Source organism: Kitasatospora sp. NPDC049285, assembly GCF_040678815.1.
Taxonomy (GTDB): Bacteria; Actinomycetota; Actinomycetes; order Streptomycetales; family Streptomycetaceae; genus Kitasatospora.
Genome location: NZ_JBFAQR010000008.1, coordinates 171543 through 197787, shown reverse-complemented (window position 1 = coordinate 197787; position 26245 = coordinate 171543). Strand labels below are relative to the sequence as shown.

Sequence of the window (26245 nt, the reverse complement as noted above, 5' to 3'; positions counted from 1 at the left end):
GCCGGCCGCCGCGCCGGAGCACACCGGCGCCGCGCCGCCGGCCCCCCCCCCCCGCCCACCCTGCCGCTGCGGATGATCGTGGTCGACAACGCCACCGCGATCGTCCCGATCGACCCCGAGGACCCCCGCAAGGGCGCCGCGCTGCTGCAGAGCCCCGGCGTGGTCGCCGCGCTGCGCGCCCTGTTCACCCAGGTCTGGGAGCACGCCCGCCCGCTCGGCGAGACCGTCCAGCGCGACCCGCACGGCCTCACCGGCCAGGAACGCGAACTGCTGCGGCTGCTCGCCGAGGGCCTCACCGACGAACGGGCCGGCCAGCGCCTCGGCGTCTCGCTGCGCACGGTGCGCCGGATGATGGCCGACCTGATGGTCCGGATGGACGCCCGCAGCCGCTTCCAGGCCGGGCTGCAGGTCGCCGCGCTCGGCTGGCTGGAGGCCGCCGAGGAGGACGCCACGGCCTGACCCGCCGTCACCACCGGGGCCGGAAAAGGGCGCGGGCCCCCGCCCGGAAGGACGGGGGCCCGCGCCGCGGGTGCTGCGGACTACCGGTAGTAGCCGGTGATGTCGGCGATCAGGTGCACCTGGCCGTCGTTGTTGTACAGGTCGACCTTGCCGTTGACCACGGGGACCACCACCAGGTTGGGGATGGTCTGGCCGGTGGTGAAGTTGAGGTTCGACGCCGCGCTGCGGGCCTGCCCGTCCGGGTAGACCGCCACGAAGCTCGGACCGGTCGGCTCGGTCGCGGTGACGTTCAGCACCACGGCGGTGACGTCCGCGGGCACGCCGGCCCGGCCGGCCACCTGCAGCGCGATCGACTGCTGCCGGCCGACCTTGTCCGCCGGGGCGCCCAGGCCCGAGCGGGTGTCCAGCAGGCGGGTCGGGCCCGCGCTGACGAAGGACGAGCCGCCGGAGGTCCGGTAGTAGCCGGAGATGTCGGCGATCAGGTCGACCGTGCCGTCGTTGTTGTACAGGTCGACCTTGCCGTTGACCACCGGGACCACCACCAGGTTGGGGATGGTCTGCCCGGCGCCGAAGTTGAGGTTCGACGCCGCGGTGCGGGCCTGCCCGTTCGGGTAGACCGCCACGAAGCTCGACGAGGTCGGGTTGGTGGCGGTGACGTTCAGGACCACTGCGGTGATGTCGTTCGGCACGCTCTTGCCGCCGCCCAGGTCCGCGCCCGCCACCTGCAGGGTGATCGACTTCTGCGCGCCGACCTTGGCCGCCGGGGCGCCCAGGCCCGCGCGGGTGTCCAGCAGCCGGGCCGGGCCCGCGGTGGACAGCTTGGAGGCGCCGCCCTGCGAGTAGTAGCCGGTGATGTCGGCGATCAGGTCGACCGTGCCGTCGTTGTTGTACAGGTCGACCTTGCCGTCGACCACCGGCACCACGACCAGGTTCGGCACCGTCAGACCCGGCGTCACGTTCAGGTTCGACGAGGACGAGCGGGGCTGGCCGTTCGGGTAGACCGCGATGTAGCTGTACGAGGTCGGGTTGGTGGCGGTGACGTTCAGGACGACCGCGGTGATGTCGTTCGGCACGCTCTTGCCGCCGCCCAGGTCCGCGCCCGCGACCTGCAGGGTGATCGACTGCTGGGCGCCGACCTTGGCCGCCGCGCCGCCGATGCCCGAGCGGGTGTCCAGCAGCCGGGCCGGGCCGGCCGGGGTGTAACCGCTGGCCGCCGGCGTGTTGTTGGCGACCACCTGCACGTCACTGGCCTTCAGGTAGGCCAGCCGGTGGTTGTAGCGGATCGGGTAGTAGGTGTCGTTGCCGACCACCCGCGTCTTGTCGTTCGGCGCGTCGCCGTTGATGTTCTGCGCGTAGAAGAAGTCGCTGTCCAGCGCCACCGGGCTGCCCGCCAGGTACGCCTGGCCGGCCGGGATGGTCGCGTCGTACGGCGTCGGCGCCAGCTTCGAGGTGTCGATGCCCGCCGGGTACGCCGTCAGCTCCGGGTAGGTGCGTCCGTACACCGGGATCGAGGCCGCGCCCGCCTTGGCGGTCAGCACGGTCTGGTCGGTGCGGTTGTCGGCCGCCGCGCTGCGGAAGTTCGGGTTGGCGAACCAGGCCTTGGTGCCGCCGTACCAGATCGCCGTCCAGTCGCCCTGCTGGTCCGCCACCACGTAGCTGGTGCCGGCGACCGCCTTGGCCCGGGTGTCCGCGGCCTGCGTGGTGCCGCCGTTGACCAGCGTGGTGCCGTTCGGCGCGGTGTACAGGTAGACGAAGTTCTCCGGCCGCGCCGCGATGCCGTCCACCGGCGGGGTGTTGGTGGAGTCGAACGCCGGGGCGATGGTGACCTTGCCGCCCGGCAGCAGCACGCCGCCGGTGTTGGCCCGCACCGGCGCGCCGAGCAGGTCCATGTAGTGGTTCCAGTCCCAGAACGTTCCCGGGTCCCAGTGCATCCCGGCGATGGTGGCCTGGGTCGGGCCCGGCACGTCGTCGTGGCCGATGATGTGCTGCCGGTCCAGCGGCACCTGGTACTTCTCCGCCAGGTAGCGCACCAGCGTCGCCGACGACTGGTACAGCTGCTCCGAGTACCACGGCTGGGTGCCGGTCGGGAACGCGTAACCCTCGTGCTCCACACCGATGCTGTGCATGTTGACGGTCTTGTTGCCCGCGTGCCAGGCGATGTTCTTGTCGTTCACCATCTGGGTGACGTGACCGTCGTTGGCCCGCACGATGTAGTGCGCGCTGGCCTGGGTGGCCGGGTTCTTGAAGGTGTTGACCGACCCGTCGAACCCGCCCTCCGTGTCGTGGATGACGATGTACTCGATCTGGTCGCCGTCCGCCGGACGGTTGGAGATCGTGTAGTTGCCGTACGAGGTCGGGTCCGACGCGTTGGTCAGGTCGTACGCGGCCTCGACGAAGTCGCAGTTCAGCGCGGCCGGGCACTCGACCGGGTGCGGCTCCGGGTTGGACGTCAGCGGGGCCAGCGCCGGAGCGGAGGCCTGCAGCGCCGTCCGGGCGGTGCCCCGGGAGGCGGCGCCGGTGCCCGTGCGGGCACCCGACTTGTCCGCGGACTTGCCGGCGCTCTTGTCCGCGCCCTTGGCGGGCTTGACGGCCGCGGCGGGCAGCGCGGGCAGCGAGCCCTGGCCGTCGGCGGAGGCGCGCGGCGCGGTGCCGGTGCTCGCCTTGCCCGCCGCCAGGCCGGGCTCGGCGGCCAGCGCCACCAGCTGGCCGTCCGCGGTGGTGCGGGCGGCGCCGAGGCGGATGGTGTTGAACACCCGGTCGGCGAAGGCGTGCCCGCCGTCGTCGGTGGTCGACTCGGAGAACCGGGCCACCGCGTCGTACCAGGCCGACGGGTCGGCGGAGACCGCCCGGCCGGCGTCCTGCTGGTACTTCGTCAGCAGTGCCGCCGCGCCGCGGATCGACTGCGCGGCGTCCGACTTCAGCTGCGCCGACGGACGCTTGATCAGCTTCGCGGCGCGGTCCAGGGTGTGCAGCGCCGGGCTGTCCTTCACCTCGACCGGGGCCGCCTTGGCCGGGGCCGCGTCGCCGTCGCCGCGGCCGTCCGCCTCCGGGCCGGGGCCCTGCGCCAGCGCCTTGGCCACCGCCGCCGGGTCGACCTCGGTCAGACCCATCACGTTGTAGTTGCCGGTGGTGCTGGGCTGGCCGGCGTGCTGCTCCCAGCGGCTCTGCTGGTACGACAGGCCCAGCAGCACGCTCTGCGGCACGTGGAACTCGTCAGCGGCGGCGGTGAACGCGCGCTGCAGCTGGTCCGGCGGGACCGGCGCTGCCGACGCCCGGGTGTCGGCACCGGCGACCAGGGCGAACCCGGTCGCCGAGGCGGCCACGGCGGCGGTCAGCGCCAGTGGTATCCGCAGCCGGTGCCGACGGCGGTGGGCCGGGTGCCCGGCACCCGGTGGAGTGGCTCGGTGGGCAGTCAACTGCGACCTTCCGGTGGGTCCGGCGCGGCGGCCGGAGAAGAACGGGGCCCTTCCCGGGGGCGCGCGGGGCGCGGCCGAACCCGGGGGAGCGGTTGACGCTAGCACCAACTGATACGCACACGGCGGGCCGGGGGTTGTCCGACACTCGTGGAGATTCGGTGCCGGTTCCAACGGGCGTGACGCCCCGTCAGCTCACCGCCGGTGCTTGCCGCCGCTCGCCGTCGGCGTCGGGTACGGAATGCGCAGCTTGCGGGCGAAGGGGGCCACCGAGGCACCCACGCCCAGCGGCCGGGCGAACAGGAACAGCGACACCAGGATCGCCAGCGAACCGGCGGCCAGCGCGGCCAGGTTGCCCGGCAGCGAGGCCCCGAACCGGCCCGCCAGCCAGTGCGCGGCCAGCGCTCCCGGCACGCACGCCAGCACCAGGCCCAGGTGCAGGACCACCACCCGGCCGCCGTCCAGCCCGCTGCGCCGCGGCCCGTTCCGCAGGCCCAGGTCCACGGTGGCGTTCGCCCCCGGCGCGAAGGCGTCGGTGCGCAGCACCAGGGTGGCGTCCGGCGCGCCTTGCGGGGTCGGCGCGGCCTGCGGGGCCGCCGCCGGCAGGGCGCTGCGCAGCCGGCGGCCCAGCGCGGTGCCGGTCACCGCCACCGACACCAGGCAGGCCGTGGTGTGCGCGACCGCCATGCCGATCACGATCCAGCGCACCGGCAGCACCTCGTACGCCACCCAGGACAGGCCGGCGTTGACCACGGTGGTGATCACCGTCAGCCAGAACGGGGTGCGGGCGTCGCCCATCGCGTAGAAGCCGCGGGCCAGCGCGTACTGCGCGCAGAACGCGGGCAGGCCGATGGCGAAGGCCATCAGCAGCTGGGCGATCACCCAGGCGTCCGCCCGGACGTGCGAGGAGGTGCCGTAGCCGTACGCGGCGACCGCGATCTGCGGGGCCAGCGCCAGGAAGATCACCGCCGCGGTGACGATCATCGCCGCGGAGGAGCGCAGCATCCCGGACAGGTCCTCGCCGATCTTCCGGTAGTCGCCCGCCGTCGCCGCCCGGGACATCCCCGGCAGCAGCGCGGTGACCAGCGAGATGGTGATCACGCCCTGCGGGACCACGAACAGCTGGTAGGCGTTGGTGTAGGCGAAGTTGCCCAGGCCCTCGACGTAGCCGGCCTTCTGCGCCGCGGTGCCCGCGCCGGTGCTCAGGCTGGAGATCACCGCGAACGCCAGCTGGGTCACCACCACCAGCAGCAGCGCCCAGCTCGCCGAGCGCAGCGGCCGGGTCAGGCCCGCCCCGCGCCAGTCGAACCGCGGCCGGAACCGGAAGCCCGCCGAACGCAGCGAGGGCAGCAGCGCCGCGGCCTGCACCACGATGCCCAGCGTCGAGCCCAGGCCCAGCAGCAGGGTGTCCCCGGAGGTGACGCTGCCGACGCCGGTGGCGTGCCGCCCGACCAGCAGGTAGACGCCGAACACGCCGATCGCCACCACGTTGTTCAGCACCGGCGTCCACATCATCGCGCCGAACCGGTCGCGCGAGTTCAGCACCTGGCCGAGCAGCGTGAAGACGCCGTAGAAGAAGATCTGCGGCAGGCAGTACCGGGCGAAGTCGATCGCCAGCTCCCGCTGCGCGCCCTCGAACTGCGAGTACAGGTCGACGATCTGCGGGGCCGCCAGCCAGGCACCGAGCGTCAGCACCACCAGGATCACCCCGCACAGGGTGAGCAGCCGGTCGGTGTAGGCGACGCCGCCGTCCTTGTGGGTCTGCATGGCGTGCACCAGCTCCGGCACGAAGACCGAGGCCAGCGCACCGCCGATGAGCATCATGTAGATGATGTTCGGCAGCGAGTTCGCCACGTTGAACGCCTCGCCGACCGGGCCGGTGGTCAGCGCCGCCACGATCACCGCGCTGCGCACGAAGCCCAGCGCGCGGGAGGCCAGCGAGCCCAGCGCCATGATCAGCCCGTTGCGGGCGGTGGAGGCGGCGGGCTTGGCCTTCGCCGGCTCGCCGGCGGGTTCGCCCGCGCGCGGCACCGGCACCGGCGAACCCGGGGGCCGCGCGGGCGGCGGCGGGAAGCCGGGCTGCTGCGCGGGGATCCGGCCCAACTGCACGGTGGGCTGGTCGTACGGGGGATGGCCCCCGCCCTGGGGCTGGTACGGGCCGCCCTGCTGGGCGTACGGATCGGCGGGGCCGTCGGCGGTGTGCATGGTCCTCGGACCCCCCGTCACTAGGCGCCCGTCCGGCGGTGCGTTGGTTTACGGAGAACGGTGCAGGTCCGGGCTCCACATGCCGGTTGCAGGGTGCACCCAGCCGCAGAAGTCTGCCCCAACTCGGCACCCGTTGGGGAGTCGGGTGCCGGGTGAGGATGATCCCGTCCGGGCGGGGCCGCCGTCCGACCCGCCCGCGCGGCCCGCCCCGGGGCCCCGTTTCGGCCCGGAATCACGCGGAATGCCGCCCGCGTCCGTTCCCTCCCCCGGAGGAACCCGGCACGCAGGTGTGACGTTCCTCACGATCAGTCAGGAACCGTCCCGGTCACGGCCGGGCCGCGCCTTCTCCGCCGCCGGGGCCGCGCCGGCCAGCACCCGCTGCACCCGCGGTCTGGTCCGCCAGTCCACCCGGCGGGCGTCCCGGAGCAGCGCGCCGGGCCGCCAGAGCTCCACCGCCACCGTCAGGCCGGTCAGCACCGCCGCCGCGGCCAGCCAGCCCGCCAGCACGTCGCTCGGGTAGTGCACGCCGAGCGCGATCCGGGTCCAGCCGACCGCCAGCACCGCCGCCAGCGCGATCCCGGCCGCGACCGCCCGCCCGACCCGGTCCGCCCGCGGCCACAGCAGCGCCAGCAGCACCCCGCAGGTGATCGCCGAGGCCATCGCGTGCCCGGACGGGAACGAGCCGCCCGGCACGCTCGCCACCGGGTCGGCGAAGTGCGGCCGCGGCCGGTCCACCAGTGCCCGGCCCGCGTTGCCCACCGCCCAGCCGAGCAGCGCCTGCGCGGCCGCCCAGCCCGCCAGCGCCCGCGCGCCCAGCGTCCACAGCCACACCGCGGCCACCGCCAGCAGCGAGCGCATCACCACCGGGCCGCCCAGGTCGGCCAGCGTCCGCATCGCCGCCGTCCACGCGGTGTGCCCGCTCGCGAACCGGTGCAGCGCGGCCACCCACCCCTGGTCCAGCCGGGCCAGCGGGGACCAGTCGCCCTCCACCAGCGCCAGCAACACACCGAGCAGCGCGACGGAAACCACCGCCACCGCGGCACAAGCGCGCAGGTTCCGGCGTTGTACCGGAGAGCGCGGGCCGGGCGCGGGTTCGGCGGGTGCCGGATCGGCTGACTTGGACATGCCTGACACCTTCCCAGCGGCGGGCCCCGAACCGGCGCAGCGGCGATAGCGATTCGGCATCGGTTGTGCGGATATGCCGCGAAGGCGGCGGAAAGATCCGGTGCCGAAGGATTGACCGCCGGGTGTGCATCCCCGGTCACGCTGCGTGTACCGATCGGATGAAAATCGGCAGGATACTGCATGAGACCGGAAAAACTGAGTGACTTGGGAATGTTGTCCGATTTCTGTGCGTTGGATCGTTACGTGTGAGCCACCGGATGGCCCACACACCTGTGCCGGGCGGCGGATCGGAGCCCGCCGGGCAGCGTCAGTGAGGGAGCAAGCATGGCCACCCGTGCCGTCGTACGCGACAGGGCCGATCGGACTCGCACCGCCCGCCCGACCAACCTCGAGGCCGACCGCGACCTGGTCGGCATGTACCTCGACGAGATCGCCAGGACGCCCCTGCTCGATGCCGCCGAGGAGGTCGAGCTCTCCCTGCGGATCGAGGCCGGGGTCTTCGCCCAGCACCTGCTGGAGCAGGGCGAGCTGCCCGAGGGTGCGACCCGGGAGGAGCTGCAGGCGATAGCGGACGACTCCGAGCGCGCCAAGGACGTCTTCATCCGCTCCAACCTGCGGCTGGTCGTCGCGGTGGCCCGGCGCTACCCGCGCAGCGGCCTGCCCCTGCTCGACCTGATCCAGGAGGGCAACGCCGGCCTGGTCCGCGCGGTGGAGAAGTTCGACTACTCCAAGGGCTTCAAGTTCTCCACCTACGCGACCTGGTGGATCCGGCAGGCGATCACCCGCTCGATCGCCGACCAGTCCCGCACCATCCGGCTGCCCGTCCACCTGGTCGAGGAGCTCGGCCGGATCCGCCGGGTCCAGCGGGAGCGGTCCAAGGAGCTGGGCCGCGAGCCCGAGCCGGCGGAGATCGCCGCCGAGCTGGACACCACCCCGGAGCGGATCAAGGACGTGCTGGACTGGGCCCGCGACCCGGTCAGCCTCAACATGTCGGTCGACGACGAGGGCGAGACCCAGTTCGGCGACCTGGTCGAGGACACCGGCGCGACCTCGCCCGAGGACGCGGTCATGGTGATGCTGCGCCGCGAGGAGCTGGACGACCTGATCGGCCGCCTCGACGACCGCACCGCCTCGATCATCCGCAGCCGCTACGGCATGGAGGACGGCCGCGAGCGGACGCTGACCGAGGTCGGCAAGCAGCACGGCCTGACCCGCGAGCGGATCCGCCAGATCGAGAAGCACGCCCTCGCCGAGCTGAAGAAGATCGCGGACCACGCGGGCTTCGAAGCCGCCTAGCCGGGGCGCTCTACAGTGGACGGCATGGCCAACCAGGAACAGCACGCCGACCAGCCCAAGCCCCGGCTGGTGTTCAAGGACCCGTTCGACCAGCAGAGCGGGGACGACACCGACCGGGGCTGGGGCGAGTCGCGGGGGGACGGTGAGCGGGGGCTGGACTGGTACGCGAGCCAGCGGCCCCCGCATCACGGGGAGAAGTAGCAGGGTCAGCGGCGCACCAGCGCGTCGCGGATCTCGGTGAGCAGCTCGACCTCCGTCGCCTCCAGCTCCTCCGGGGTCTTGCGCTTGGCCATGAAGTGGTTCATCGGCAGGATCAGCAGGAAGTAGACGACAGCCGCGGTGATCACGAAGCTCAGGACGGCGCTGAGCACGGACCCCCACAGGATGAAGATGCCGGAGGTGACGTTCCCCGCGGCGTCGACGGTGCAGGGCCCCTTGAGGCATGAGCTGTAGGAAGCCAGGTCCTTGGTCCCGAACAGACCGACCAGCGGGTTGACCACGCCCTTCACGAAAGCGTTGACGATGTTGGTGAACGCGGCGCCGATGACCACGGCGACCGCCAGGTCGACCACGTTGCCGCGGAGCAGGAATTCCTTGAAGCCCTTCATGCCGCGTCGAACGGCGTCAGCCCCATAAGGTCACGGGTGAATTCCCAGCCTTCCGGTTGACGCGGCGGGGCAGCCGGGCGGGCCGGGGGAGAGCGTGCCGGGCGGGGGAGCGCCGGGGCGCAGCGGCCCCGCGGTGAGGGCGGTGGCGAGTGCGAGCAGCCCCGCGGCCAGCAGCCCGGGCCGTCGGCGCACGGCCTGGCGCAGGCGGTGCCGGCCGCGGCCGGTGCCCCGGATCGGCGGGAAGTCGGGCACCTCGCGGCGCGGCGGGACGATCGCGGCGGGCAGCGGGGGAAGCACGAAGGCGGTCACGGCGGCGGGCCTTTCCACGAGGCGGCGGGGGTCGTGCCGGCCATCCTGCGCCCGGCCGGTGCCAGGGACGGAGGGGTTTGCCGGGGCTGTGGACAACCCGGACCTGTGGACAACCGCGCTCACCCGCCCGGGTGAGGCGCTGCGCCGTCCGGAGCAGTCACCCGTAACCGTCCCCGGAAAGCCGGAAGCCCCGGCGGCGCGGATCGCGCTGCCGGGGCTCGTGAACGACCGGGGGGAGCGGCCTCAGCTCGCGGCCGGTGCCGAGGTGGAGGTGCTGCCCGAGGAGGACGAGGCGGCCGTCGAGGTCGAGGGCGTCGAGGCCGGGGTGGCGGACGACGAGCTCACCGAGCTGCTGGAGCTGGAGCGGCTGTCGGTGCGGTAGAAGCCGGAGCCCTTGAAGACCACGCCCACGGCCGAGAAGACCTTGCGGAGCTTTCCCTGGCAGTCGGGGCACGTGGTCAGCGCGTCGTCGCTGAACTTCTGCACCGCCTCGAGGCCGTTGCCGCACTCGGTGCACTGGTACTGGTACGTGGGCACTTCCGCTTCCTCCTGCACTCCCCCTGGCACTCTGACTCGATGAGTGCTAACGACGGTCAATGATGCGGCATTCCGCTGGTGGAGTCCAGCGCCTCAGCCCTGCTGCGCGGCCACGGCCGGCGTGCGCCGGCCGGTGACTCCCCTGGCCACGGTACGTGTAGCGGAGCCCGGGGCGAGCAGCAGACGGCGCATCGTGACCAGCGCCACCAGGCCGAGGCCGGATCCGACCAGCGGGACCAGGAAGCCGAGCGACGGGCCGCCGTGGTCGATCAGCTGGCCGGCGGCGGTGGAGCCGACGGCCAGGCCGAGGCCGATGGCGCCGGTCAGCCAGGTGAAGGCCTCGGTCTTGGCGCCGTCGGCGACCAGGGTCTCCACCAGCGTGTAGCCGGTGATCAGGGTCGGAGCGATGGCCAGGCCGCAGAAGAGTCCGGCCACGGCCAGCGCGGTGAGGTTCGGCATCGCCCACAGGGTGGAGCAGCCGACCACCAGCAGGGCGTAGCAGCCGAGCATCCGCTGCCGGGCGGAGCGCTTCCAGGCGACCAGGCCGTAGAGCACGCCGGCGATCATCGAGCCGGCCGCGAACAGGCCGTAGACCGGGCCGCTGAGGCCGGGGCTGCCGGCCCGTTCGGTGGCGGCGGTGATGGAGACCTGGAGGGCGCCGAACACGGTGCCGAGGCCGAGGAAGGCGCCGGCCAGCAGCCGTACGCCGGGGGAGGCGAGGGCGGAGGCGCGGCGGCGGCCGGGTGCGGCGGGGCCGGTGGGCGCGGGTGCGGTGCGGCGCTGGGCGGCGAAGGCGAGGCCGCCGAGCAGGGTGAGCGCGGCTTCGGCGGTGAGGCCGGCGGCCGGGCTGACCGCGGTGGCGACCAGGGTGGCCAGCACCGGGCCGACCACGAAGGTGAACTCGTCGGTGACCGACTCGAAGGCGAACGCGGTGTTCAGCACGGCGGGCCGCTCGCTGAGCCGGCTGACCCAGCGGGCCCGGACCATCGCGCCGATCTGCGGCACTGAGCCGCCGGCCGGGGCGGCGGCCAGGAAGAGCGTCCACTCGGGGGCGCCGCCCAGGGCCAGGGCGATCAGCGCGGCGACCGCGACGGCGTGCACCAGCACGCTGGGCAGTAGCACGGCGGCCTGGCCGTACCGGTCGGCGAGCCGGCCGGTCTGCGGGCCGATCAGGGCCTGGGCGACCGCGGCGGTGGCGGCGACGGCGCCGGCCAGGCCGTAGGAGCCGGTGGTCTCGCGCACCAGCAGCACGATGCCGAGGCCCAGCATCGCGTAGGGCAGGCGGGCGGCGAGGGCGGGGAGCAGGAAGGTGAGGGAGCCGGGGGTGCGCAGCAGCGTCCCGTAGCCGGCGCGGGTGGTGGTGGGGTCGTCGACCGGTCGGCGGGCCGCCACGGTCGGTCCTCTCTGCTGCCTGGTAGCGCGGACCGGTGCGGGTGTGACCGGGACCGGCGCCGAGAGTCGTCCTCGAGCGCGTCGACCGGGGTAGATACCGGGCCCGGGCGGTTCCCCAGGGGCGTCCGGCCGCCGAGCGGTCGCGCCGACTCTGCATCAGGCAGAAACGGAAAAAGCGTGTGTCTGCCTTCAGCTTACCGGTTCAGCGGCGCTTCTTCCTGGAAATGGAAGGTGAACCTTCCGCGGACTGCAGCCAGCCCGCGAGTTTGCCGCCCTGGTCGACGGCCCGCAGCCGGCGTTCGGCGGCCTCCGAGACCTCGTCGGTGGTGACCACGAGCAGTTCGTCGCCCTCGCGCAGCACGGTGATCCGGTCCGGGACGAAGCTGCTGCCCTCGCGGACCACCAGGGTGACCGCGGCGCCCTTGGGCAGGCGCAGTTCGGAGACCTCGACGCCGGACATCCGGGAGCCGGGGGCGAGGGAGACCGAGAGCAGGTGGCCGTGCAGTTTCTCCAGCGGCGCGGACTCGATGCCCAGGTCCTGGCCGAGGTCGCCCTCGCCGATCCGCAGCCACTTGGCGACCAGCGGCAGGGTGGGGCCCTGGAGCAGGGTGAAGACCACCACCAGGATGAAGACCACGTTGAACAGCTGCTGGGCGTCGGTCGCGCCGGACACCAGCGGGATGGTGGCGAGCACGATCGGCACCGCGCCGCGCAGGCCGGCCCAGGACAGCAGGGCCTGCTCGCGCCAGGGGACCCGGAACGGCGTCAGCGAGACCAGCACCGAGGCGGGGCGGGCGAGGAACACCAGCACCGCGCCGGCCACCAGGCCGGGCACGATCGCCGAACCCATGGTCTCGGGGGTGACCAGCAGGCCGAGCACCACGAACATGCCGATCTGGCCGATCCAGGCCAGGCCGTCGGCGAAGCCGCGCACCGCGGGTCCGTGCGGCAGCTTGGAGTTCCCGAGGATCACCGAGGCGATGTACGCGGCGAGGAAGCCGGAGGCGTGCAGCAGCGCGCCGCCCGCGTAGGCGAGCACGATCAGCGCCAGCACCGCGATCGGGTACAGGCCGGAGGAGGGCAGCGCGACCCGCCGCACCGCGTACGCGCCGAGCCGGCCGACCGTCCAGCCGACGGCCGCGCCGATCGCCAGCTCGACCACGATGGTGCCGACCAGCACGTACCAGGGGTCGAGCTCGCCGGTGGTGGCGAAGGCGACCACCAGGATCACCACGGGGGCGTCGTTGAAGCCGGACTCGGCCTCCAGCAGGCCGGTCAGGCGCTTGGGCAGCGGGACCATCCGCAGCACCGAGAAGACCGCGGCGGCGTCGGTCGAGGAGACGATCGCGCCGAGCAGCAGCGCGGTGCGCCACTCCAGGCCGACCAGCCAGTGCGCGCCGGCCGCGGTGACGAAGACCGAGACGGCGACGCCGAAGGTGGCCAGCACCGCCGCGGCCGGGACCACCGGCTTGATCGACGGCCAGCTGGTCTTGAGTCCGCCCTCGGCCAGGATGACCACCAGCGCCGCGTACCCCAGCACCTGGGTGAGCTCGGCGTTGTTGAAGCCGATCCCGATGCCGTTCTGCCCGAGCGCGACGCCGATGCCGAGGTAGATCAGCAGGGATGGGAGTCCGGACCGGGTGGAGAACCGCACGGCGACCACGGCGAACAGCAGGATCACCGCGGACTCGAGCAGCAGCTGGTTCAGGTGGTCAACGGTCACGCAGGGGCACCTCGGTGGCCGGAGGAGAAATCTGACGGATCGTTACTCAGTCTAACATTTTACTTGATCTTTACGCTAGTCCCTTCTTTCATCCGGGGCCGGTAGGGTCCCTGCGGACCCACCGTGCACGTCCCCCGTGCACGGCGCTCCGTGCCGTCGCCCTAATGTGGTGACCTGTCACGGCCGCAAGCTCCCTCATCACAAGGATTCGGATGCCCCGCTCGAAGAAGTTCCGGCGCGCACGTCTGATCGTGATCCTGCTGGCCGTGCTGCTGGTGGCGGGGCTGACCGGTGGCGGCTGGTGGGCGGTGGGAACCGTCCGCTCCTCGTTCCCGCAGACGACCGGCAGCGTCAAGGTGGCCGGGATGTCCGCGCCGGTGGACGTGAAGCGGGACGACAAGGGCATCCCGCAGCTGTACGCCGACACCGACGCCGACCTGTTCCGCGCCCAGGGCTACGTGCAGGCGCAGGACCGGTTCTGGGAGATGGACGTCCGACGGCACGTCACCTCCGGGCGGCTGTCCGAGATGTTCGGCTCCGCCTCCGTGGACAAGGACACCTTCCTGCGCACCATGGGCTGGCGCCAGGTCGCGCAGAAGGAGTGGGACACCGTCCTCTCCGAGGACACCAAGCGCAACCTGACCGCCTACACCGAGGGCGTGAACGCCTGGCTCGCCGAGCACCCGGGCGGGGCCGGCGCCTCGCTGGAGTACGCGCTGCTCGGCACCGTGAACAGCGGGTACCAGCCGGAGAAGTGGGACCCGGTCGACTCGGTGGCCTGGCTGAAGGCGATGGCCTGGAGCCTGTCCGGCAACCTGCAGGAGGAGATCGACCGCTCGCTGCTGTCCCAGGACTTCGGCGCCGACCAGATCGCCCAGCTGTACCCGGACTACCCGTACGACCGCAACGGCACCATCCTCAAGACCGGCAAGGTCGCCGCCGACGGCACCTACACCCCCGGTGAGGGCGCCGCCCTGCCGGCCCCGGCGGGCAGTGCCACCGGTGGCAGCAGCGCGCAGAACCGGGCCGCCGTGCAGGGCCTGCTGAGCGACCTGTCCGAGCGGGTCGCCGACCTGCCGGCGCTGCTCGGGCCGCAGGGCCAGGGCATCGGCTCCAACTCCTGGGTGGTGGACGGGGCCCACACCACCACCGGCAAGCCGCTGCTGGCCAACGACCCGCACCTCGGCCCCGGGATGCCGTCGATCTGGTACCAGATGGGCCTGCACTGCCGCACCGTCTCCAAGAGCTGCACCTACGACGTCGCCGGGTACACCTTCGCCGGCATGCCCGGCGTGGTGATCGGCCACAACGCGAACGTCGCCTGGGGCTTCACCAACCTCGGCGCCGACGTCACCGACCTGTACCTGGAGAAGGTCACCGGCCCGGACACCTACCTGCTCGACAACCAGGAGCAGAAGCTCACCCTCCGCAAGGAGACCATCAAGGTGGCCGGCGGCGAGGACCGGACCATCACCGTCCGCACCACCAAGGACGGCATGCCGCTGATCTCCGACCAGAGCTCGGAACAGCAGAACGTCGGCAAGTCCGCGCCGGCCGGCAACGCCGCCCCCGACCGGGCGGCCGGCTACGGCGTGGCGCTGCGCTGGACCGCGCTCAACGCCGGCAAGACCATGGACGCCGTCTTCAAGCTCGACCGGGCCGCCGACTTCAACGACTTCCGCGGCGCCGCCCAGGACTTCGCGGTGCCCGCGCAGAACCTGATCTACGCCGACACCAAGGGCAACATCGGCTACCAGGCGCCCGGCCAGATCCCGGTCCGCACCAAGGGCGACGGCCGCTACCCGGCCCCCGGCTGGGACTCCGGCTACGCCTGGAGCCCGAACTACCTGCCGTTCAAGTCGCTGCCCTACGCCTACAACCCGCCGACCGGCTACATCGTGACGGCCAACCAGGCCGTCGTCGACCCGGCCTACAAGCCGCTGCTCACCACCGACTGGGAGTACGGCACCCGGGCCAAGGAGATCACCGACCAGATCCAGGACAAGCTGAAGAACGGCGGCCGGATCTCCCCGGACGACATGCAGTCCATGCAGCTGGACAACACCAGCGTGATGGCCAAGACGCTGGTCCCGCTGCTGCTGAAGGTCAACGTCTCCGACGCGTACGTGCGCGAGGCGCAGGACCTGCTGAAGGACTGGAACTACCACCAGGACGCCGACTCGGCCGCCGCCGCGTACTACAACGGCGTGTGGCGGGCGCTGCTCACCCTCGCCTTCGGGCAGAAGTTCCCGGCCGACCTGCGGGCCAAGGGCGACTGCCTGCTGGTGCGGCAGAAGCGCGACAACACGCTGCCCGACGACGCGCTGAACGGCGCCGCGCAGGCGGTCACCGAGTGCGGCACCCGGGACGCCTCGCAGGCCCAGCCCGACGGCGGCGACCGCTGGATGGAGGTGGTCCGCCAGCAACTGGCGCACCCCGACTCCGCATGGTGGGACTACATCGACTCCAACCACCAGCAGCAGCACGGCCTGAACAACCTGCTCGCCGAGGCGCTCAAGGACGCCCGGCAGGACCTCACCTCGCGGCTCAGCAAGGACATCAAGACCTGGAGCTGGGGCCGGCTGCACCAGCTGACCCTGCAGGAGCCGACCCTCGGCAGCGACGACTCCTCGCTCGCCTCCGGCGTGGTCCAGCGCCTGCTCAACCGCGGCCCGTACAAGCTCTCCGGCGGCACCGCCGCGGTCGACGCGGCGGGCTGGAACGCCGCCGCCGGGTACGACGTCGACTGGATCCCGTCGATGCGGATGGTCGTCGACCTGAGCAACTTCGACGCCTCCCGCTGGATCAACGTCGGCGGCGCCTCCGGCCACGCCTTCCACGCCAACTACAACGACCAGACCGACCTGTGGGCCAGGGGCGAACTGCTGCCCTGGGCCTTCGGCAAGGACGCCGTCGACAAGGCCGCGAAGAACACGATGACGCTCACCGCGGGCTGAAGCGGGTCACCCCGTCCGGGGTGACCACCGCGTCCACCGGGAGGTCGTGCGGCTCGGCCGGCACGGCCTCCCGCAGTTCGTGCGAGTACAGCAGGGTGGCCAGCAGCGGGTGCGCGCCGGCCCGGGCCAGCCGGGCCAGCACCCGGTCGTAGCTGCCGCCGCCGCGGCCCAGCCGCACCCCGCGCCGGTCCACCGCCAGGCCCGGCAGCAGCACCACGTCCGCCGCGGTCACCGCCTCCGCGCCCAGCCGGGCCCCGACCGGCTCCAGCAGCCCGCGGCCGGCCGGCACCAGCCGGGTGTCGCCCTCGTACGGCGCCCAGTCCAGGTCGTTGTCGGGCAGCAGCACGGGCAGGAGCACCCGCGCCCCGGCGGCCGCCAGCGCCGCCAGCAGCGGGCGGGTGCCCGGCTCGGCGCCGACCGAGACGTACGCCGCCACCGTGCCACCCGGCGGCACCAGCGAGGCGGCGTGCCCGGCCAGCGCGCGGGCCGCCCGTTCGCGCGTGTCGGGGTCGAGCGCCCGCCGTTCGGCGAGCAGCCGTGACCTCAGGGCCGCCTTGTCGTTGGGCATGTGATCAGCAGACAACGGACATCTCTCCCAGCTCGCCACCGTTCGCGGTGACACGAGCCTGACACGTCGAGGCCGCCCCATGTCCACCCCGCTCCTGCTCCAGGCCCTGGCCGCGGTCGGCGCGACCGCCCCGGCCGCCGCCGGCTGGTACCGGCTGCGCGGCCGCCGCGCCGCGGCCGGCGCCGCCCGGCGGGAGGCCGAACTGCACGAGCGGATCGCCGAACTGACGGCGGAACGGGACGAACTGCGGCGCACCGCCTCCTGCGACCCGCTCACCGGGGTGTGGAACTACCGCCACCTCCAGCTCACCCTCGACCGCGAGATCGAACGCGCCCGCCGGGCCGAGGCCGCCGCCGCCGAACCCCGCCCGCTCGCCGTGCTCATGGTGGAGATCGCCGGCTTCGACGCGGTGGTCGCCGCCCACGGCCGGGCCCGCGCCAACACCATGCTGCGCGAACTCGCCCAGCGCCTCGCCGTGGAGATCCGCCGCGGCGACACCCTCGGCCGCTACGGCGGCGAGGAGTTCCTGGTCCTGCTGCCCGACACCGGCGCCGAGGGCGCCGCCCAGGTCGCCGAACGGCTCTGCTGGACCGTCCGCCGCCACCAACTGACCGACCGTCACCCCGGCGAGCGGGCCGCCCCCGGCGCCCGTAGCGGCCTCACCGCCGCGATCGGCCTGGCCGTGCTGCCCCGCGACGGCGCCCACGCCGCCGTCCTGCTGCGCGCCGCCGACCGGGCGCTCACCGAGGCCCGCGAGGCCGGCGGCGACTGCTGGCGCCCGGCCCGCCCCGGCACACTGGACCCGAACACCGCCGCGCTGCCCGATAGGGTGTCCACCGGCCCAGGCGGGGCCACCCCCACCCCGCCCGAGACCGCCGACACCAGTCGGGCGGCGGTCAGCGAAGGGGCTTGACGACTGTTTCACCCTGCTCTCAGCCGGGCGGAATCCACGCCTCAGTAAGGTCTACGCATGACGAAGACGCACGCCCGCACCCCGGTCACCAAGGCGGTTGTCCCCGCCGCCGGACTGGGAACCCGGTTCCTCCCCGCGACCAAGGCCACTCCCAAGGAGATGCTGCCGGTCGTCGACAAGCCGGCCATCCAGTACGTGGTCGAGGAGGCCGCCGCCGCGGGCCTGCAGGACATACTGATGGTCACCGGCCGCAACAAGCGGGCCCTGGAGGACCACTTCGACCGGGCGTACGAGCTGGAGGAGCTGCTCACCCGCAAGGGCGACCACGACCGGCTGCGCCGCGTCCAGGAGTCCGTGCAGCTCGCCAACATGCACTACGTCCGGCAGGGCGACCCCAAGGGCCTCGGCCACGCCGTCTCGGTCGCCGAACAGCACGTCGCCGGACAGCCCTTCGCGGTCCTGCTCGGCGACGACCTGATCGACCCGCGCGACCCGCTGCTGTCCCGGATGATCGAGGTCCAGCAGGAACTCGGCGGCTCCGTGGTCGCCCTGATGGAGGTCGACCCCGCGCAGATCCACCTCTACGGCTGCGCCGCGGTCAAGCCCAACGGCTACGGCGACGACGTCTTCCGGATCACCGACCTGGTGGAGAAGCCGGACACCGCCGACGCCCCCTCCAACTACGCGGTGATCGGCCGCTACGTGCTCGACCCCGCCGTCTTCGACGTGCTGCGCGACACCAAGCCCGGCCGCGGCGGCGAGATCCAGCTGACCGACGCGCTGCGCGAACTCGCCACCCGCGACCAGGACCACGGCGGCCCGGTGCACGGCGTGCTGTTCAAGGGCCGCCGCTACGACACCGGCGACCGCGCCGACTACCTGCGCGCCATCGTCCGGCTGGCGTGCGAGCGTGACGACCTCGGCCCCGAGTTCCGCGACTGGCTGCGCCAGTTCGTCGCCGCCGAGATGCAGGACTGACCCCGCAACGACCACGGGTACGACCACCACGAAGGCGAGAGTGAGCGATGACCGGGAAGCCCGACCCCTGCTGTGAGGGCGCCGAGGCCCCGGCGTCGCCGCGCCTGTGGAGCGTCGACGAACACCTCGCCGACGTGCTCGCCGCGGTCGCACCGCTGCCCGCGATCGAGCTGCAACTGCTCGACGCCCAGGGCTGCCGGCTCGCCGAGGACGTGCACGCCGGCGGCGACCTGCCGCCCTTCGACAACAGCTCGATGGACGGCTACGCGGTGCGCACCGCCGACACCGTGCGGGCCACCGAGGAGTACCCCTCGGTGCTCGCCGTGGTCGGCGACATCGCGGCCGGCGCGGGCGAGCTGCCCAAGGTCGGCCCCGGCCAGGCCGCCCGGATCATGACCGGCGCGCCCGTCCCGCCCGGCGCCGAGGCCGTCGCCCCGGTCGAGTGGACCGACGGCGGCACCGGTACCGGCCGGGCCGCCGACTCGATGGGCGCCGCCGTGCCGGACGAGGAGGTCCGGGTGCTGCGCCCGGTCGGCGAGGGCGCGCACATCCGCCGCCGCGGCAGCGACGTCGCGGCCGGCGACCGGGTGCTGGACGCCGGCGCGGTGCTCGGCCCCACCCAGCTCGGGCTGCTCGCCGCGATCGGCCGGGGCGCCGTCAAGGTCCGCCCCCGCCCCCGGGTGGTCGTGCTCTCCACCGGCAGCGAACTCGTCCAGCCGGGCGAGCCGGTCGGCCCCGGACAGATCTCCGACTCCAACTCCTTCACCCTCACCGCCGCCGCCATCGCGGCCGGCGCCGTCGCCTACCGGGTCGGCGGCGTCCCCGACGACGCGGCGACCCTGCGCGCCGTCCTGGAGGACCAGCTCGGCCGGGCCGACCTGATCGTCACCAGCGGCGGCGTCTCGGTCGGCGCGTACGACGTGGTCAAGGAGGTCTTCGAGAGCTACGGCGGCGTCGACTTCCGCCGGCTGCGGATGCAGCCCGGCAAGCCGCAGGGCTTCGGGCGGATCGGCGCCGGGACCGGCGTGCCGCTGCTCGCCCTGCCCGGCAACCCGGTGAGCGCCTACATCTCCTTCGAACTGTTCGTCCGCCCGGTGATCCGCACCATGCTCGGCTTCGCGGCCGAGCAGGTGCACCGCCCGGTGGTGCGCGCCACGACCACCGCCGCGCTGCGCTCCCCGGCCGGCCGCCGCCAGTTCCTGCGCGGGTCGTACCGGGCGGCCGACGGCGCCGTCGCCCCGGTCGGCGGCGAGGGATCGCACCTGGTCGGGGCGCTCGCCAAGGCCGACTGCCTGATCACCGTCCCCGAGGACGTCACGGCGCTGCCCGCCGGCAGCGCCGTCGATGTGGTCCTTCTCACGGACTGACCGGGGCGGGGCTGTACGGTAGCGCGGTATTCGCACCGCGCCACTGGAGCACTTCGTGACCGACACACCCCCCGGCGACCGTCTCACCCACGTCGACCACACCGGCGCGGCCCGCATGGTCGACGTCTCCGCCAAGACCCCCACCACCCGGGTCGCGGTCGCGGCCGGCACGGTCCGGGTCGCCCCGCGGGTGGTGGAACTGCTGCGCGGCGAGGGCGTCCCCAAGGGCGACGCCCTCGCGGTGGCCCGGATCGCCGGGATCATGGGCGCCAAGAAGACGCCCGACCTGATCCCGCTGTGCCACCCCATCGCGCTCTCCGGCGTCACCCTCGACCTCCGGGTCACCGACACCGCCGTGGAGATCACCGCCACCGTCCGCACCGCCGACCGCACCGGTGTCGAGATGGAGGCCCTCACCGCCGTCGCGGTCGCCGGCCTCACCGTCATCGACATGGTCAAGGCCGTCGACAAAGCGGCCTCGATCGAGAACGTCCGGGTGCTCAGCAAGACCGGCGGCAAGAGCGGCGACTGGGCGCGGGAGGACGAGTCGGGCGCGGCGGACCTTCAGGGCGGGGAGGACGGGCCGGGCGCGGCGGACGTCCGGGGCGGGGAGGACGGGCCGGGCGCGGCGGACGTCCGGGGCGGGGAGGACGGGCAGTGAGAGCCCTCGCCGTCACCGTCTCCAACCGCGCCTCGGCCGGCGTCTACGCCGACAAGGGCGGCCCGCTGCTGGTCGAGGGACTGCGGGCGATGGGCTTCGCGGTCGACGGCCCGACGGTCGTCCCCGACGGCGAACCGGTCGAGGCCGCCCTGCGCGAGGCCGTCGCCGCCGGGTACGACGTGGTTCTCACCACCGGCGGCACCGGCATCTCCCCGCAGGACCTCACCCCCGAGATGACCGCCCGGGTGATCGACCGTCAGATCCCGGGCATCGCCGAGGCGATCCGCGCGTACGGCCGGGAGAAGGTCCCCACCTCGGCGCTCTCCCGCGGCCTGGCCGGCCTCGCCGGACGCACCCTGATCGTCAACCTGCCCGGCTCCACCGGCGGCGTCCGCGACGGCCTGGCCGTCCTCTCCCCGCTGCTGCCGCACGCCGTCGACCAGCTCGGCGGCGGCGACCACCCGAGGCCTTCCCCCTCCGCTCCCGCCGAGCCCGGGGGCACGCCCTGAACGCGGGCTGGCCGGTCGTGCTCGCCGAGGGGGACGTCGTCCTGCGGCCGATCCGGCGCCGCGACCAGGCCGACTGGCAGGAGGTCAGCCGCCGCAACCGCGACTGGCTGCGCCGCTGGGAGGCCACCGTGCCGCCCGCCCCGCCCGGCCGCGAGCCCGCGCCCCGGCCCACCTACCGGCAGATGGTCCGCTACCTGCGCGGCGAGGCCGCGGCCGGCCGGATGCTGCCCTTCGTCGTCCTCTACCAGGGCCGGCTGGTCGGCCAGTTGACCGTCGGCGGGATCACCTGGGGCTCGATGTGCTCCGCCAACGTCGGCTACTGGGTCGACGAGGCGGTGGCCGGCCGCGGCATCATGCCCACCGCCGTGGCGCTCGCGGTCGACCACTGCTTTCGCGATCTCGGACTGCACCGGGTCGAGGTCTGCATCCGCCCCGAGAACCGGCCCAGCCGCCGGGTGGTGGAGAAACTCGGCTTCCGTTCGGAGGGAATGCGTCCCAGCTATCTGCACATCGACGGCGACTGGCGCGACCACCTGGTCTACGCGCTCACCGCCGACGAGGCCGCCGACGGGCTGCTGACCCGCTGGCACTCCCTCAGGAACCGTCCGCCGCAGCAAAATTGAATATTTGTTCGAAATAGATATCGATATGGCATCAGGTGTGGGGCGAGCCGTCACAAATACCGGCAAAATAGTCTGAGAATCAGCTTGATCGCACGACACGCCGTGCCAAATTGCTGCAGCGCCTTACCCTGCGCCCGTACCGTGTGAAACGTGAGCAGTAGCGGCCTTATCTACGCGGTCATCGTAGGGGCCTGGGCTGCCTATCTGGTGCCGATGTGGCTCCGCAGGCAGGACGAGCTCAACGAGTCGCGTCCGACGGAACGCTTCAGTACCGCGATCCGCCTGCTGGCCGGACGATCGGCCCTGGAACGGCGCGCGGCCCGAGCCCTGGGCGACCAGACCTCCGAACAGCAGCCCCCCGCCGAGCCGTCCGCGGACGCGGCGGACCCGGGGGTCCCGTCGGCATCGGCACCCACGGCGGACCCCGCCGACGTGCCGACCGAGCGTGCGGCGTGGCACGGCGACTCCTCCGTCGACGCGGCACCCGCCACGGCGGTGGCCGAGCCGGGCACGCGAGCAGGCGGTGACGGCACGTCAGCCGACCACCGCGCGGACGACCACCGCGCGGACGAGCACCGCGCCGCCGACCGGCAGCCCGGCGACCGGCCCTCGACGGATCGTCACGCCACCGATCGTCATGGCGCCGATCGTCATGGCGCCGATCGTCACGCCACCGATCGTCATGCCACCGATCGTCATGGCGCCGACCGGCACGCCACCGATCGCCACGCCACCGACCGGCACTCCGCGGAGCGGCGTGCCCGGCTGCTGGCCCGGCGGCGGCGCATGGTCACCCTGCTGTTCCTCGCCTTCGCGCTCGGTGCGGTGCTCGCCGCCGTGGCGGGCTTCGCCTTCCTCTGGGTGCCGGCCGTCCCCGGTGCCCTGCTCACCCTCTACATCGGCCACCTGCGCCGACTGGAGCGGCAGCGCTACGAGGTGAAGCTGGACCGGGTGCGGGCCGCGCAGGCCGCCGAACGGCTCCGGGAGCGCGAGCGTGCCCGGGCCGCCGCGGTGCCGGTCACCGAGCCGGCCACCGAGCGCCGCCCGTCCGTGGCACCCGAGCCGGCCACCACCGCGACCGCCCTCGCCGAGGCCACCGAGCACGAGGAGTGGGTGGACGGCGTCCGCGCCCGCGCCGCCGCAGGCCCGGACTCCTGGGAGCCCGTCCCCGTCCCGCTGCCCACCTACGTCACCGCCCCGGTCGCCCCCAGGGTCACCCGAGGCCTCGACCTCTCCGCCCCCGGCACCTGGGACTCGGGCCGCCCCGGCACCCCGCTCTTCGACCAGTACGCCGACCCGGCCGCCCAGGCCGGCGCCGAGTACACCCGGCCCCGCGCCGCCAACGAGTGACCCCGCCCGCGTCCCACCCCGAACGCCCCGCCGCAGGCCAGCCGCCCGCGCCGGGGCGTTCGCCGTTCCGAGCATGGTCACGAGTACCTCCGCAGAGGTGATAGAGTTTCTTCTCGTTGGGGCTGTGGCGCAGTCCGGTAGCGCACCTCGTTCGCATCGAGGGGGTCAGGGGTTCGAATCCCCTCAGCTCCACCCAACGGAAATCCCGTCCGGTCCTCGTGACCGGGCGGGATTTCTGCGTTGCGCGGGTTTGTTCAAGGCGATGTCCGGGGCGCGGGAGGCACGTGGGTGCGGCCAACGGCGGTGGCGGGCCAGGCTCTTCGGAGGATGGTCGGACCGTTCGTCAGCAGGTCGGCAAGAGACGCCCGTTCGGCGTGCCGATGGCCAGGGTGAATGGGGCTTCCTTGTCGAGGCCGGAATCTATGCGTTCAGGCGGCCGGGGCGGGATCCTGAGCAGGTCATGGATCGCCGGGCCGTAGACGTCGACCGGGCTGGTGGGTGACGCTGGCTCCCAGAACCGAGGTGAAGCGGTCCCGCCGGTGTCGGAGTCCGTGGCTAGCATCCGCCCATGAATGCTGAGCTCCTGTCCGCCGTCGAGACCCCGCTCCCACCCGGCCGGTTGATCACGTCGGACGAAGGCGGCGGAGACATCGAAGCCATCTGGATGAGCGACGGGCCGGTCACCGCCGAGCTCTGGGCGCGGCTCCTCGCCGAGCACGCGCGCACCGGCCTGTGGCCGCTGCTGCTCGACGCCAGGGACTCCCACGGCGGCGAGTTCGGACCATGGGCAACCGGCGAGCTGTTCCCCGAGCGGATGTCCTCCCCGAACACCCATGACGTGGCCGAGCTTCTCGGGCGGTGGTGGAAGAACCACACCGTCATCGACGAGGACGACGACATGCTCTCGCCGGAGGACCGCCTGGCCGTCACCGCCCCCTTCGGACGGACCTGGCCGGGACTCGCTCCGACTTCTCGCCTGACCACCGATCCGGACACCGCGGCCGTCGACTACGGGCAGGACTTCGTCGCCCGCCGCCCGCAGACCAGGCTCGGACTCGTCGCCGCCGGCTCGGGAGCCCACGCGCTCACCGCCGCCGGCTGGGACGGTCCGGTCAACTACGACAACGACACCGCCAAGTTCTCCGCCGTCGTGGCCGACTGGGAACACCGCTTCGGTGCACGCGTCGTCGCGGTGGGCCCAGCCACCCTCCACCTCAGCGTCGCCGCACCCCCGACAACGTCAGATGACGCTCTCCTCGTGGCTGCCGAGCACTTTGCGTTCTGCCCCGACAACGTCTGGCAGGGGTGCCACCCGAACACGCTGACCGCATACGCCGGACGGCTCGTCCACAGTCACTGCTGGGGTTTCTGGTGGGACTGACCGGCTGCAGCCGCTGCGCGAGAGTCGAAGCCGATTCCGGCGGCGGGCCCACCTAGGCGAGGGAGACGGTGCGACGCATGAGCGTCTGGGCGGTTGTGTCGGCGTTCGCTTTCACCGACGTGCCGACTGCTCCGGCCGTCACGGCCTACTACGACGCAGGCCGTCTGACCTGTGTGGCCGTCAACGCGCTCCGCGGGCCTCAGGTCACGCTCGACGGACTGCGACTTGTCGGCCGCGTGCCGTCCGAGCTCGAAGACGCCTTCACTGCATACACCTCAGCCCACGGCCATGACCTGCGGTACTCCCAGCACGCGGACCCGGGCTCCGAGACGCTCGGAGTCGTCCTCCGTGCCCAGCGCGCAGGAGATGTGGTCCTGAGCAGGCCAGTGTTCGTCGCCTCCACGTGGGCCGAGCGCTGCTGCGATGTCACCGAGGGCCGCGTCCCCATCGACGAGTGGCGCGACCGTACGTGGTGAGACGCCCTGCGAAGAGGGCAAGGCGCCCGGTGTCGGGAAACGATCTACGGCTGGACGGGAAGCGATCCCGGCGCCGGCGGGAGTCGTCGGCCCGGGTGGTTCGCGTTGCGGTGAGGTAACGCTGCCGCGTCCGCCCCTTGACCGCGTATCGGGCTGATTGCATACTCGCTTCCCAGCGGTTAATCGATTAAACGGGCCGGGGCGAGGTGGGGACGAGGATGGCGCGGATGTCGGATGTCGCCGCCGCGGCGGGGGTGTCGACGGCGACGGTGTCGATGGTGCTGAGCGGGGCGGGCAGCGGTCGCATCTCGGCCCAGACGCAGGCGAAGGTCCGGGAGGCGGCCGAGGCGATCGGCTATGCGCCCAACTCGGTGGCCCGCAGCCTGCGGACGCGGCGCACCCGGATGATCGGCCTGATCTCCGACACGATCGCCACCACCCCCTTCGCCGGACGGATGCTGGCGGGCGCGAACGATGCGGCCCGCGAGCACGGCCACCTGGTGGTGCTGGTGGACACCGACGGCGACCGGGCGCAGGAGCGGCAGGCGATCGAGGCGCTGACCGGCCAGCGGGTCGACGCGATGGTCTACGCCCGGATGTGGCACCAGGTGGTCGACGCCCCGGCGGGCCTCGCCGAGGGCAGCGTCTTCCTGGACTGCCGCCCCGCGCAGGGCAGTTGGCGGGCCGTGGTGCCGGACGACCGGGAGGGCGGGGTGGCGGCGACCCGGGAGCTGGTGGCCGCCGGGCACCGGCGGATCGCCTACCTCGACGCGCCCGAGGGCGCCGGCGTGGTCGCCTCGGAGCTGCGCCACCAGGGGTACCTTCAGGTGCTCGCCGAGGCGGGCATCACCCCCGACCCGGCCCTGCACGTGCACGGCGAGACCGACGCCGGGGGCGGGCGGGCCGCCGCCGAGGAGCTGCTCGACCTGCCGGCCGACCGCCGGCCGACCGCGCTGTTCTGCTTCAACGACCGGATGGCGATGGGCGCGTACACCGCGGCCCACCGCCGGGGTCTGCGCATTCCGGACGACCTGTCGATCGTCGGCTACGACGACCAGCAGCTGATCGCCGCCGAACTCGACCCGCCGCTGACCACCGTCGCCCTGCCGCACTACGAGATGGGGCGCTGGGCGATGGAGGTGGCGCTCGGGGAGCGGGAGGCCGACCCGGCCGAACCGCACCGCATGGAGTGCCCGATCATCCGCCGGGACTCCGTGGGTCCGCCGCCGCCTTCGCAGGCGAGCTGAGAGCGGCGGCGAACTCCTCGCAGTACACGGCAGTTGGCGCTGCCGTTCATCTGGAGCAACCACACGGCAGTTGACGCTGCCGTTCACTCCGGGACCGACTTGGCGGTCGGCCCCGGGAAAGGGACCACCTGTGCGCAATCCCCTCGCG

22 protein-coding genes, 1 tRNA gene and 1 pseudogene are annotated in these 26245 nt (G+C 73.1%); 15 read left to right on the top strand and 9 right to left on the bottom strand.

Translation table 11 applies throughout. From position 1 onward, the window contains the following. Positions 1–459, top strand: a 459-nt coding sequence (locus tag AB0K51_RS08805) for a helix-turn-helix transcriptional regulator (RefSeq protein WP_363452081.1), incomplete at its 5' end; no start/stop codon positions are given. Between the two features lie 80 nt (positions 460–539). On the opposite strand, the gene AB0K51_RS08800 is transcribed toward AB0K51_RS08805, so the two are convergent. The 3 genes from AB0K51_RS08800 to AB0K51_RS08790 all read right to left on the bottom strand — a co-directional run bounded on the left by AB0K51_RS08800 (position 540) and on the right by AB0K51_RS08790 (position 7112). Then, positions 540–3875, bottom strand: coding sequence for an N-acetylmuramoyl-L-alanine amidase (locus AB0K51_RS08800; protein ID WP_363452079.1), 3336 nt, complete (start codon positions 3873–3875; stop codon positions 540–542). Between the two features lie 192 nt (positions 3876–4067). Next, the gene (gene murJ / locus AB0K51_RS08795; RefSeq protein ID WP_363452077.1) at positions 4068–6077 is read right to left on the bottom strand and encodes a murein biosynthesis integral membrane protein MurJ; all 2010 of its coding nucleotides are present in this window, start codon (positions 6075–6077) and stop codon (positions 4068–4070) included. Between the two features lie 309 nt (positions 6078–6386). Continuing rightward, entirely contained in the window at positions 6387–7112 is a 726-nt protein-coding gene (locus AB0K51_RS08790; RefSeq protein WP_363452075.1) for a phosphatase PAP2 family protein, read from the bottom strand. 504 nt (positions 7113–7616) lie between these two features. On the opposite strand from AB0K51_RS08790, the gene AB0K51_RS08785 reads away from it, so the two are divergent. Further along, positions 7617–8498 carry a sigma-70 family RNA polymerase sigma factor gene (locus AB0K51_RS08785; RefSeq protein ID WP_363452097.1) on the top strand — a complete coding sequence of 294 codons (882 nt, stop codon included), beginning with the start codon at positions 7617–7619 and terminating at the stop codon, positions 8496–8498. Positions 8499–8522: 24 nt separating this feature from the next. Continuing rightward, positions 8523–8699, top strand: a complete 177-nt coding sequence (locus AB0K51_RS08780; protein ID WP_363452073.1) for a hypothetical protein — start codon at positions 8523–8525, stop codon at positions 8697–8699. Positions 8700–8704: 5 nt separating this feature from the next. Here the strand turns inward: AB0K51_RS08780 and mscL are convergent, their stop codons facing one another. From mscL to AB0K51_RS08755, 5 genes are all read right to left on the bottom strand, one after another. Next, a complete protein-coding gene (mscL, locus tag AB0K51_RS08775) occupies positions 8705–9106 on the bottom strand; it encodes a large conductance mechanosensitive channel protein MscL (RefSeq protein ID WP_363452071.1) in 402 nt (133 codons plus the stop codon). 30 nt (positions 9107–9136) lie between these two features. Next, positions 9137–9415 carry a hypothetical protein gene (locus AB0K51_RS08770; RefSeq protein ID WP_363452069.1) on the bottom strand — a complete coding sequence of 93 codons (279 nt, stop codon included), beginning with the start codon at positions 9413–9415 and terminating at the stop codon, positions 9137–9139. A 243-nt stretch (positions 9416–9658) separates the two neighbouring features. Then, on the bottom strand, positions 9659–9952 hold the full coding sequence (locus tag AB0K51_RS08765; RefSeq protein WP_363452067.1) for an FmdB family zinc ribbon protein: 294 nt from the start codon (positions 9950–9952) through the stop codon (positions 9659–9661). Positions 9953–10045: 93 nt separating this feature from the next. Next, a complete protein-coding gene (locus AB0K51_RS08760; RefSeq protein WP_363452065.1) occupies positions 10046–11344 on the bottom strand; it encodes an MFS transporter in 1299 nt (432 codons plus the stop codon). Between the two features lie 202 nt (positions 11345–11546). Beyond that, a complete protein-coding gene (locus AB0K51_RS08755) occupies positions 11547–13067 on the bottom strand; it encodes a potassium/proton antiporter (RefSeq protein WP_363452064.1) in 1521 nt (506 codons plus the stop codon). A 212-nt stretch (positions 13068–13279) separates the two neighbouring features. Here AB0K51_RS08755 and AB0K51_RS08750 point away from each other — a divergent pair, with 212 nt between their 5' ends. Next, a complete protein-coding gene (locus AB0K51_RS08750) occupies positions 13280–16024 on the top strand; it encodes a penicillin acylase family protein (RefSeq protein WP_363452062.1) in 2745 nt (914 codons plus the stop codon). Here AB0K51_RS08750 and AB0K51_RS08745 read toward each other — a convergent pair. Further along, the gene (locus AB0K51_RS08745; protein WP_363452060.1) at positions 16011–16592 is read right to left on the bottom strand and encodes a 5-formyltetrahydrofolate cyclo-ligase; all 582 of its coding nucleotides are present in this window, start codon (positions 16590–16592) and stop codon (positions 16011–16013) included. The genes AB0K51_RS08750 and AB0K51_RS08745 overlap by 14 nt on opposite strands. Positions 16593–16671: 79 nt before the next feature. Between AB0K51_RS08745 and AB0K51_RS08740 the strand changes: the two genes are divergently transcribed. From AB0K51_RS08740 to AB0K51_RS08690, 11 genes and pseudogenes are all read left to right on the top strand, one after another. Next, positions 16672–17505 carry a GGDEF domain-containing protein gene (locus tag AB0K51_RS08740; RefSeq protein WP_363452058.1) on the top strand — a complete coding sequence of 278 codons (834 nt, stop codon included), beginning with the start codon at positions 16672–16674 and terminating at the stop codon, positions 17503–17505. Positions 17506–17562: 57 nt separating this feature from the next. After that, positions 17563–18483: a UTP--glucose-1-phosphate uridylyltransferase GalU gene (galU, locus tag AB0K51_RS08735; RefSeq protein WP_363452056.1), complete on the top strand. Its 921-nt coding sequence runs from the start codon at positions 17563–17565 to the stop codon at positions 18481–18483. Positions 18484–18530: 47 nt separating this feature from the next. Continuing rightward, entirely contained in the window at positions 18531–19850 is a 1320-nt protein-coding gene (gene glp / locus AB0K51_RS08730) for a gephyrin-like molybdotransferase Glp (RefSeq protein WP_363452054.1), read from the top strand. A gap of 55 nt (positions 19851–19905) precedes the next feature. Then, positions 19906–20388, top strand: a pseudogene (gene moaC / locus AB0K51_RS08725) (cyclic pyranopterin monophosphate synthase MoaC); the annotation flags it as partial. A 119-nt stretch (positions 20389–20507) separates the two neighbouring features. Further along, complete coding sequence (locus AB0K51_RS08720) at positions 20508–21020, top strand: MogA/MoaB family molybdenum cofactor biosynthesis protein (RefSeq protein ID WP_363452052.1); 513 nt, start codon at positions 20508–20510, stop codon at positions 21018–21020. Further along, entirely contained in the window at positions 21017–21643 is a 627-nt protein-coding gene (locus tag AB0K51_RS08715) for a GNAT family protein (RefSeq protein WP_363452095.1), read from the top strand. Before AB0K51_RS08720 ends, AB0K51_RS08715 begins: the two co-directional genes overlap by 4 nt. 213 nt (positions 21644–21856) lie before the next feature. Further along, positions 21857–22993, top strand: a complete 1137-nt coding sequence (gene glpR, locus AB0K51_RS08710; RefSeq protein ID WP_363452050.1) for a gephyrin-like molybdotransferase receptor GlpR — start codon at positions 21857–21859, stop codon at positions 22991–22993. A gap of 118 nt (positions 22994–23111) precedes the next feature. Then, a tRNA-Ala gene (locus AB0K51_RS08705) sits at positions 23112–23185 on the top strand. Between the two features lie 376 nt (positions 23186–23561). Further along, the gene (locus AB0K51_RS08700; protein WP_363452048.1) at positions 23562–24374 is read left to right on the top strand and encodes a DUF4253 domain-containing protein; all 813 of its coding nucleotides are present in this window, start codon (positions 23562–23564) and stop codon (positions 24372–24374) included. Between the two features lie 77 nt (positions 24375–24451). Next, the gene (locus AB0K51_RS08695; protein WP_363452046.1) at positions 24452–24850 is read left to right on the top strand and encodes a hypothetical protein; all 399 of its coding nucleotides are present in this window, start codon (positions 24452–24454) and stop codon (positions 24848–24850) included. 227 nt (positions 24851–25077) lie between these two features. Then, positions 25078–26097 (top strand): LacI family DNA-binding transcriptional regulator, encoded by a 1020-nt coding sequence (locus tag AB0K51_RS08690; RefSeq protein WP_363452044.1) that lies wholly within the window; start codon positions 25078–25080, stop codon positions 26095–26097. The last annotated feature ends 148 nt before the right edge of the window (positions 26098–26245 follow it).

What these genes read in the sequence shown, in the direction of transcription:
- murJ (WP_363452077.1), bottom strand. Translation starts at nt 6,077, where the DNA reads ATGCACACCGCCGACGGCCCCGCCGATCCGTACGCCCAGCAGGGCGGC.
- AB0K51_RS08785 (WP_363452097.1), top strand. Translation starts at nt 7,617, where the DNA reads ATGTACCTCGACGAGATCGCCAGGACGCCCCTGCTCGATGCCGCCGAG.
- AB0K51_RS08780 (WP_363452073.1), top strand. Translation starts at nt 8,523, where the DNA reads ATGGCCAACCAGGAACAGCACGCCGACCAGCCCAAGCCCCGGCTGGTG.
- mscL (WP_363452071.1), bottom strand. Translation starts at nt 9,106, where the DNA reads ATGAAGGGCTTCAAGGAATTCCTGCTCCGCGGCAACGTGGTCGACCTG.
- AB0K51_RS08750 (WP_363452062.1), top strand. Translation starts at nt 13,280, where the DNA reads ATGCCCCGCTCGAAGAAGTTCCGGCGCGCACGTCTGATCGTGATCCTG.
- AB0K51_RS08745 (WP_363452060.1), bottom strand. Translation starts at nt 16,592, where the DNA reads ATGCCCAACGACAAGGCGGCCCTGAGGTCACGGCTGCTCGCCGAACGG.
- AB0K51_RS08740 (WP_363452058.1), top strand. Translation starts at nt 16,672, where the DNA reads ATGTCCACCCCGCTCCTGCTCCAGGCCCTGGCCGCGGTCGGCGCGACC.
- galU (WP_363452056.1), top strand. Translation starts at nt 17,563, where the DNA reads ATGACGAAGACGCACGCCCGCACCCCGGTCACCAAGGCGGTTGTCCCC.
- glp (WP_363452054.1), top strand. Translation starts at nt 18,531, where the DNA reads ATGACCGGGAAGCCCGACCCCTGCTGTGAGGGCGCCGAGGCCCCGGCG.
- glpR (WP_363452050.1), top strand. Translation starts at nt 21,857, where the DNA reads ATGTGGCTCCGCAGGCAGGACGAGCTCAACGAGTCGCGTCCGACGGAA.
- AB0K51_RS08700 (WP_363452048.1), top strand. Translation starts at nt 23,562, where the DNA reads ATGAATGCTGAGCTCCTGTCCGCCGTCGAGACCCCGCTCCCACCCGGC.
- AB0K51_RS08695 (WP_363452046.1), top strand. Translation starts at nt 24,452, where the DNA reads ATGAGCGTCTGGGCGGTTGTGTCGGCGTTCGCTTTCACCGACGTGCCG.
- AB0K51_RS08690 (WP_363452044.1), top strand. Translation starts at nt 25,078, where the DNA reads ATGTCGGATGTCGCCGCCGCGGCGGGGGTGTCGACGGCGACGGTGTCG.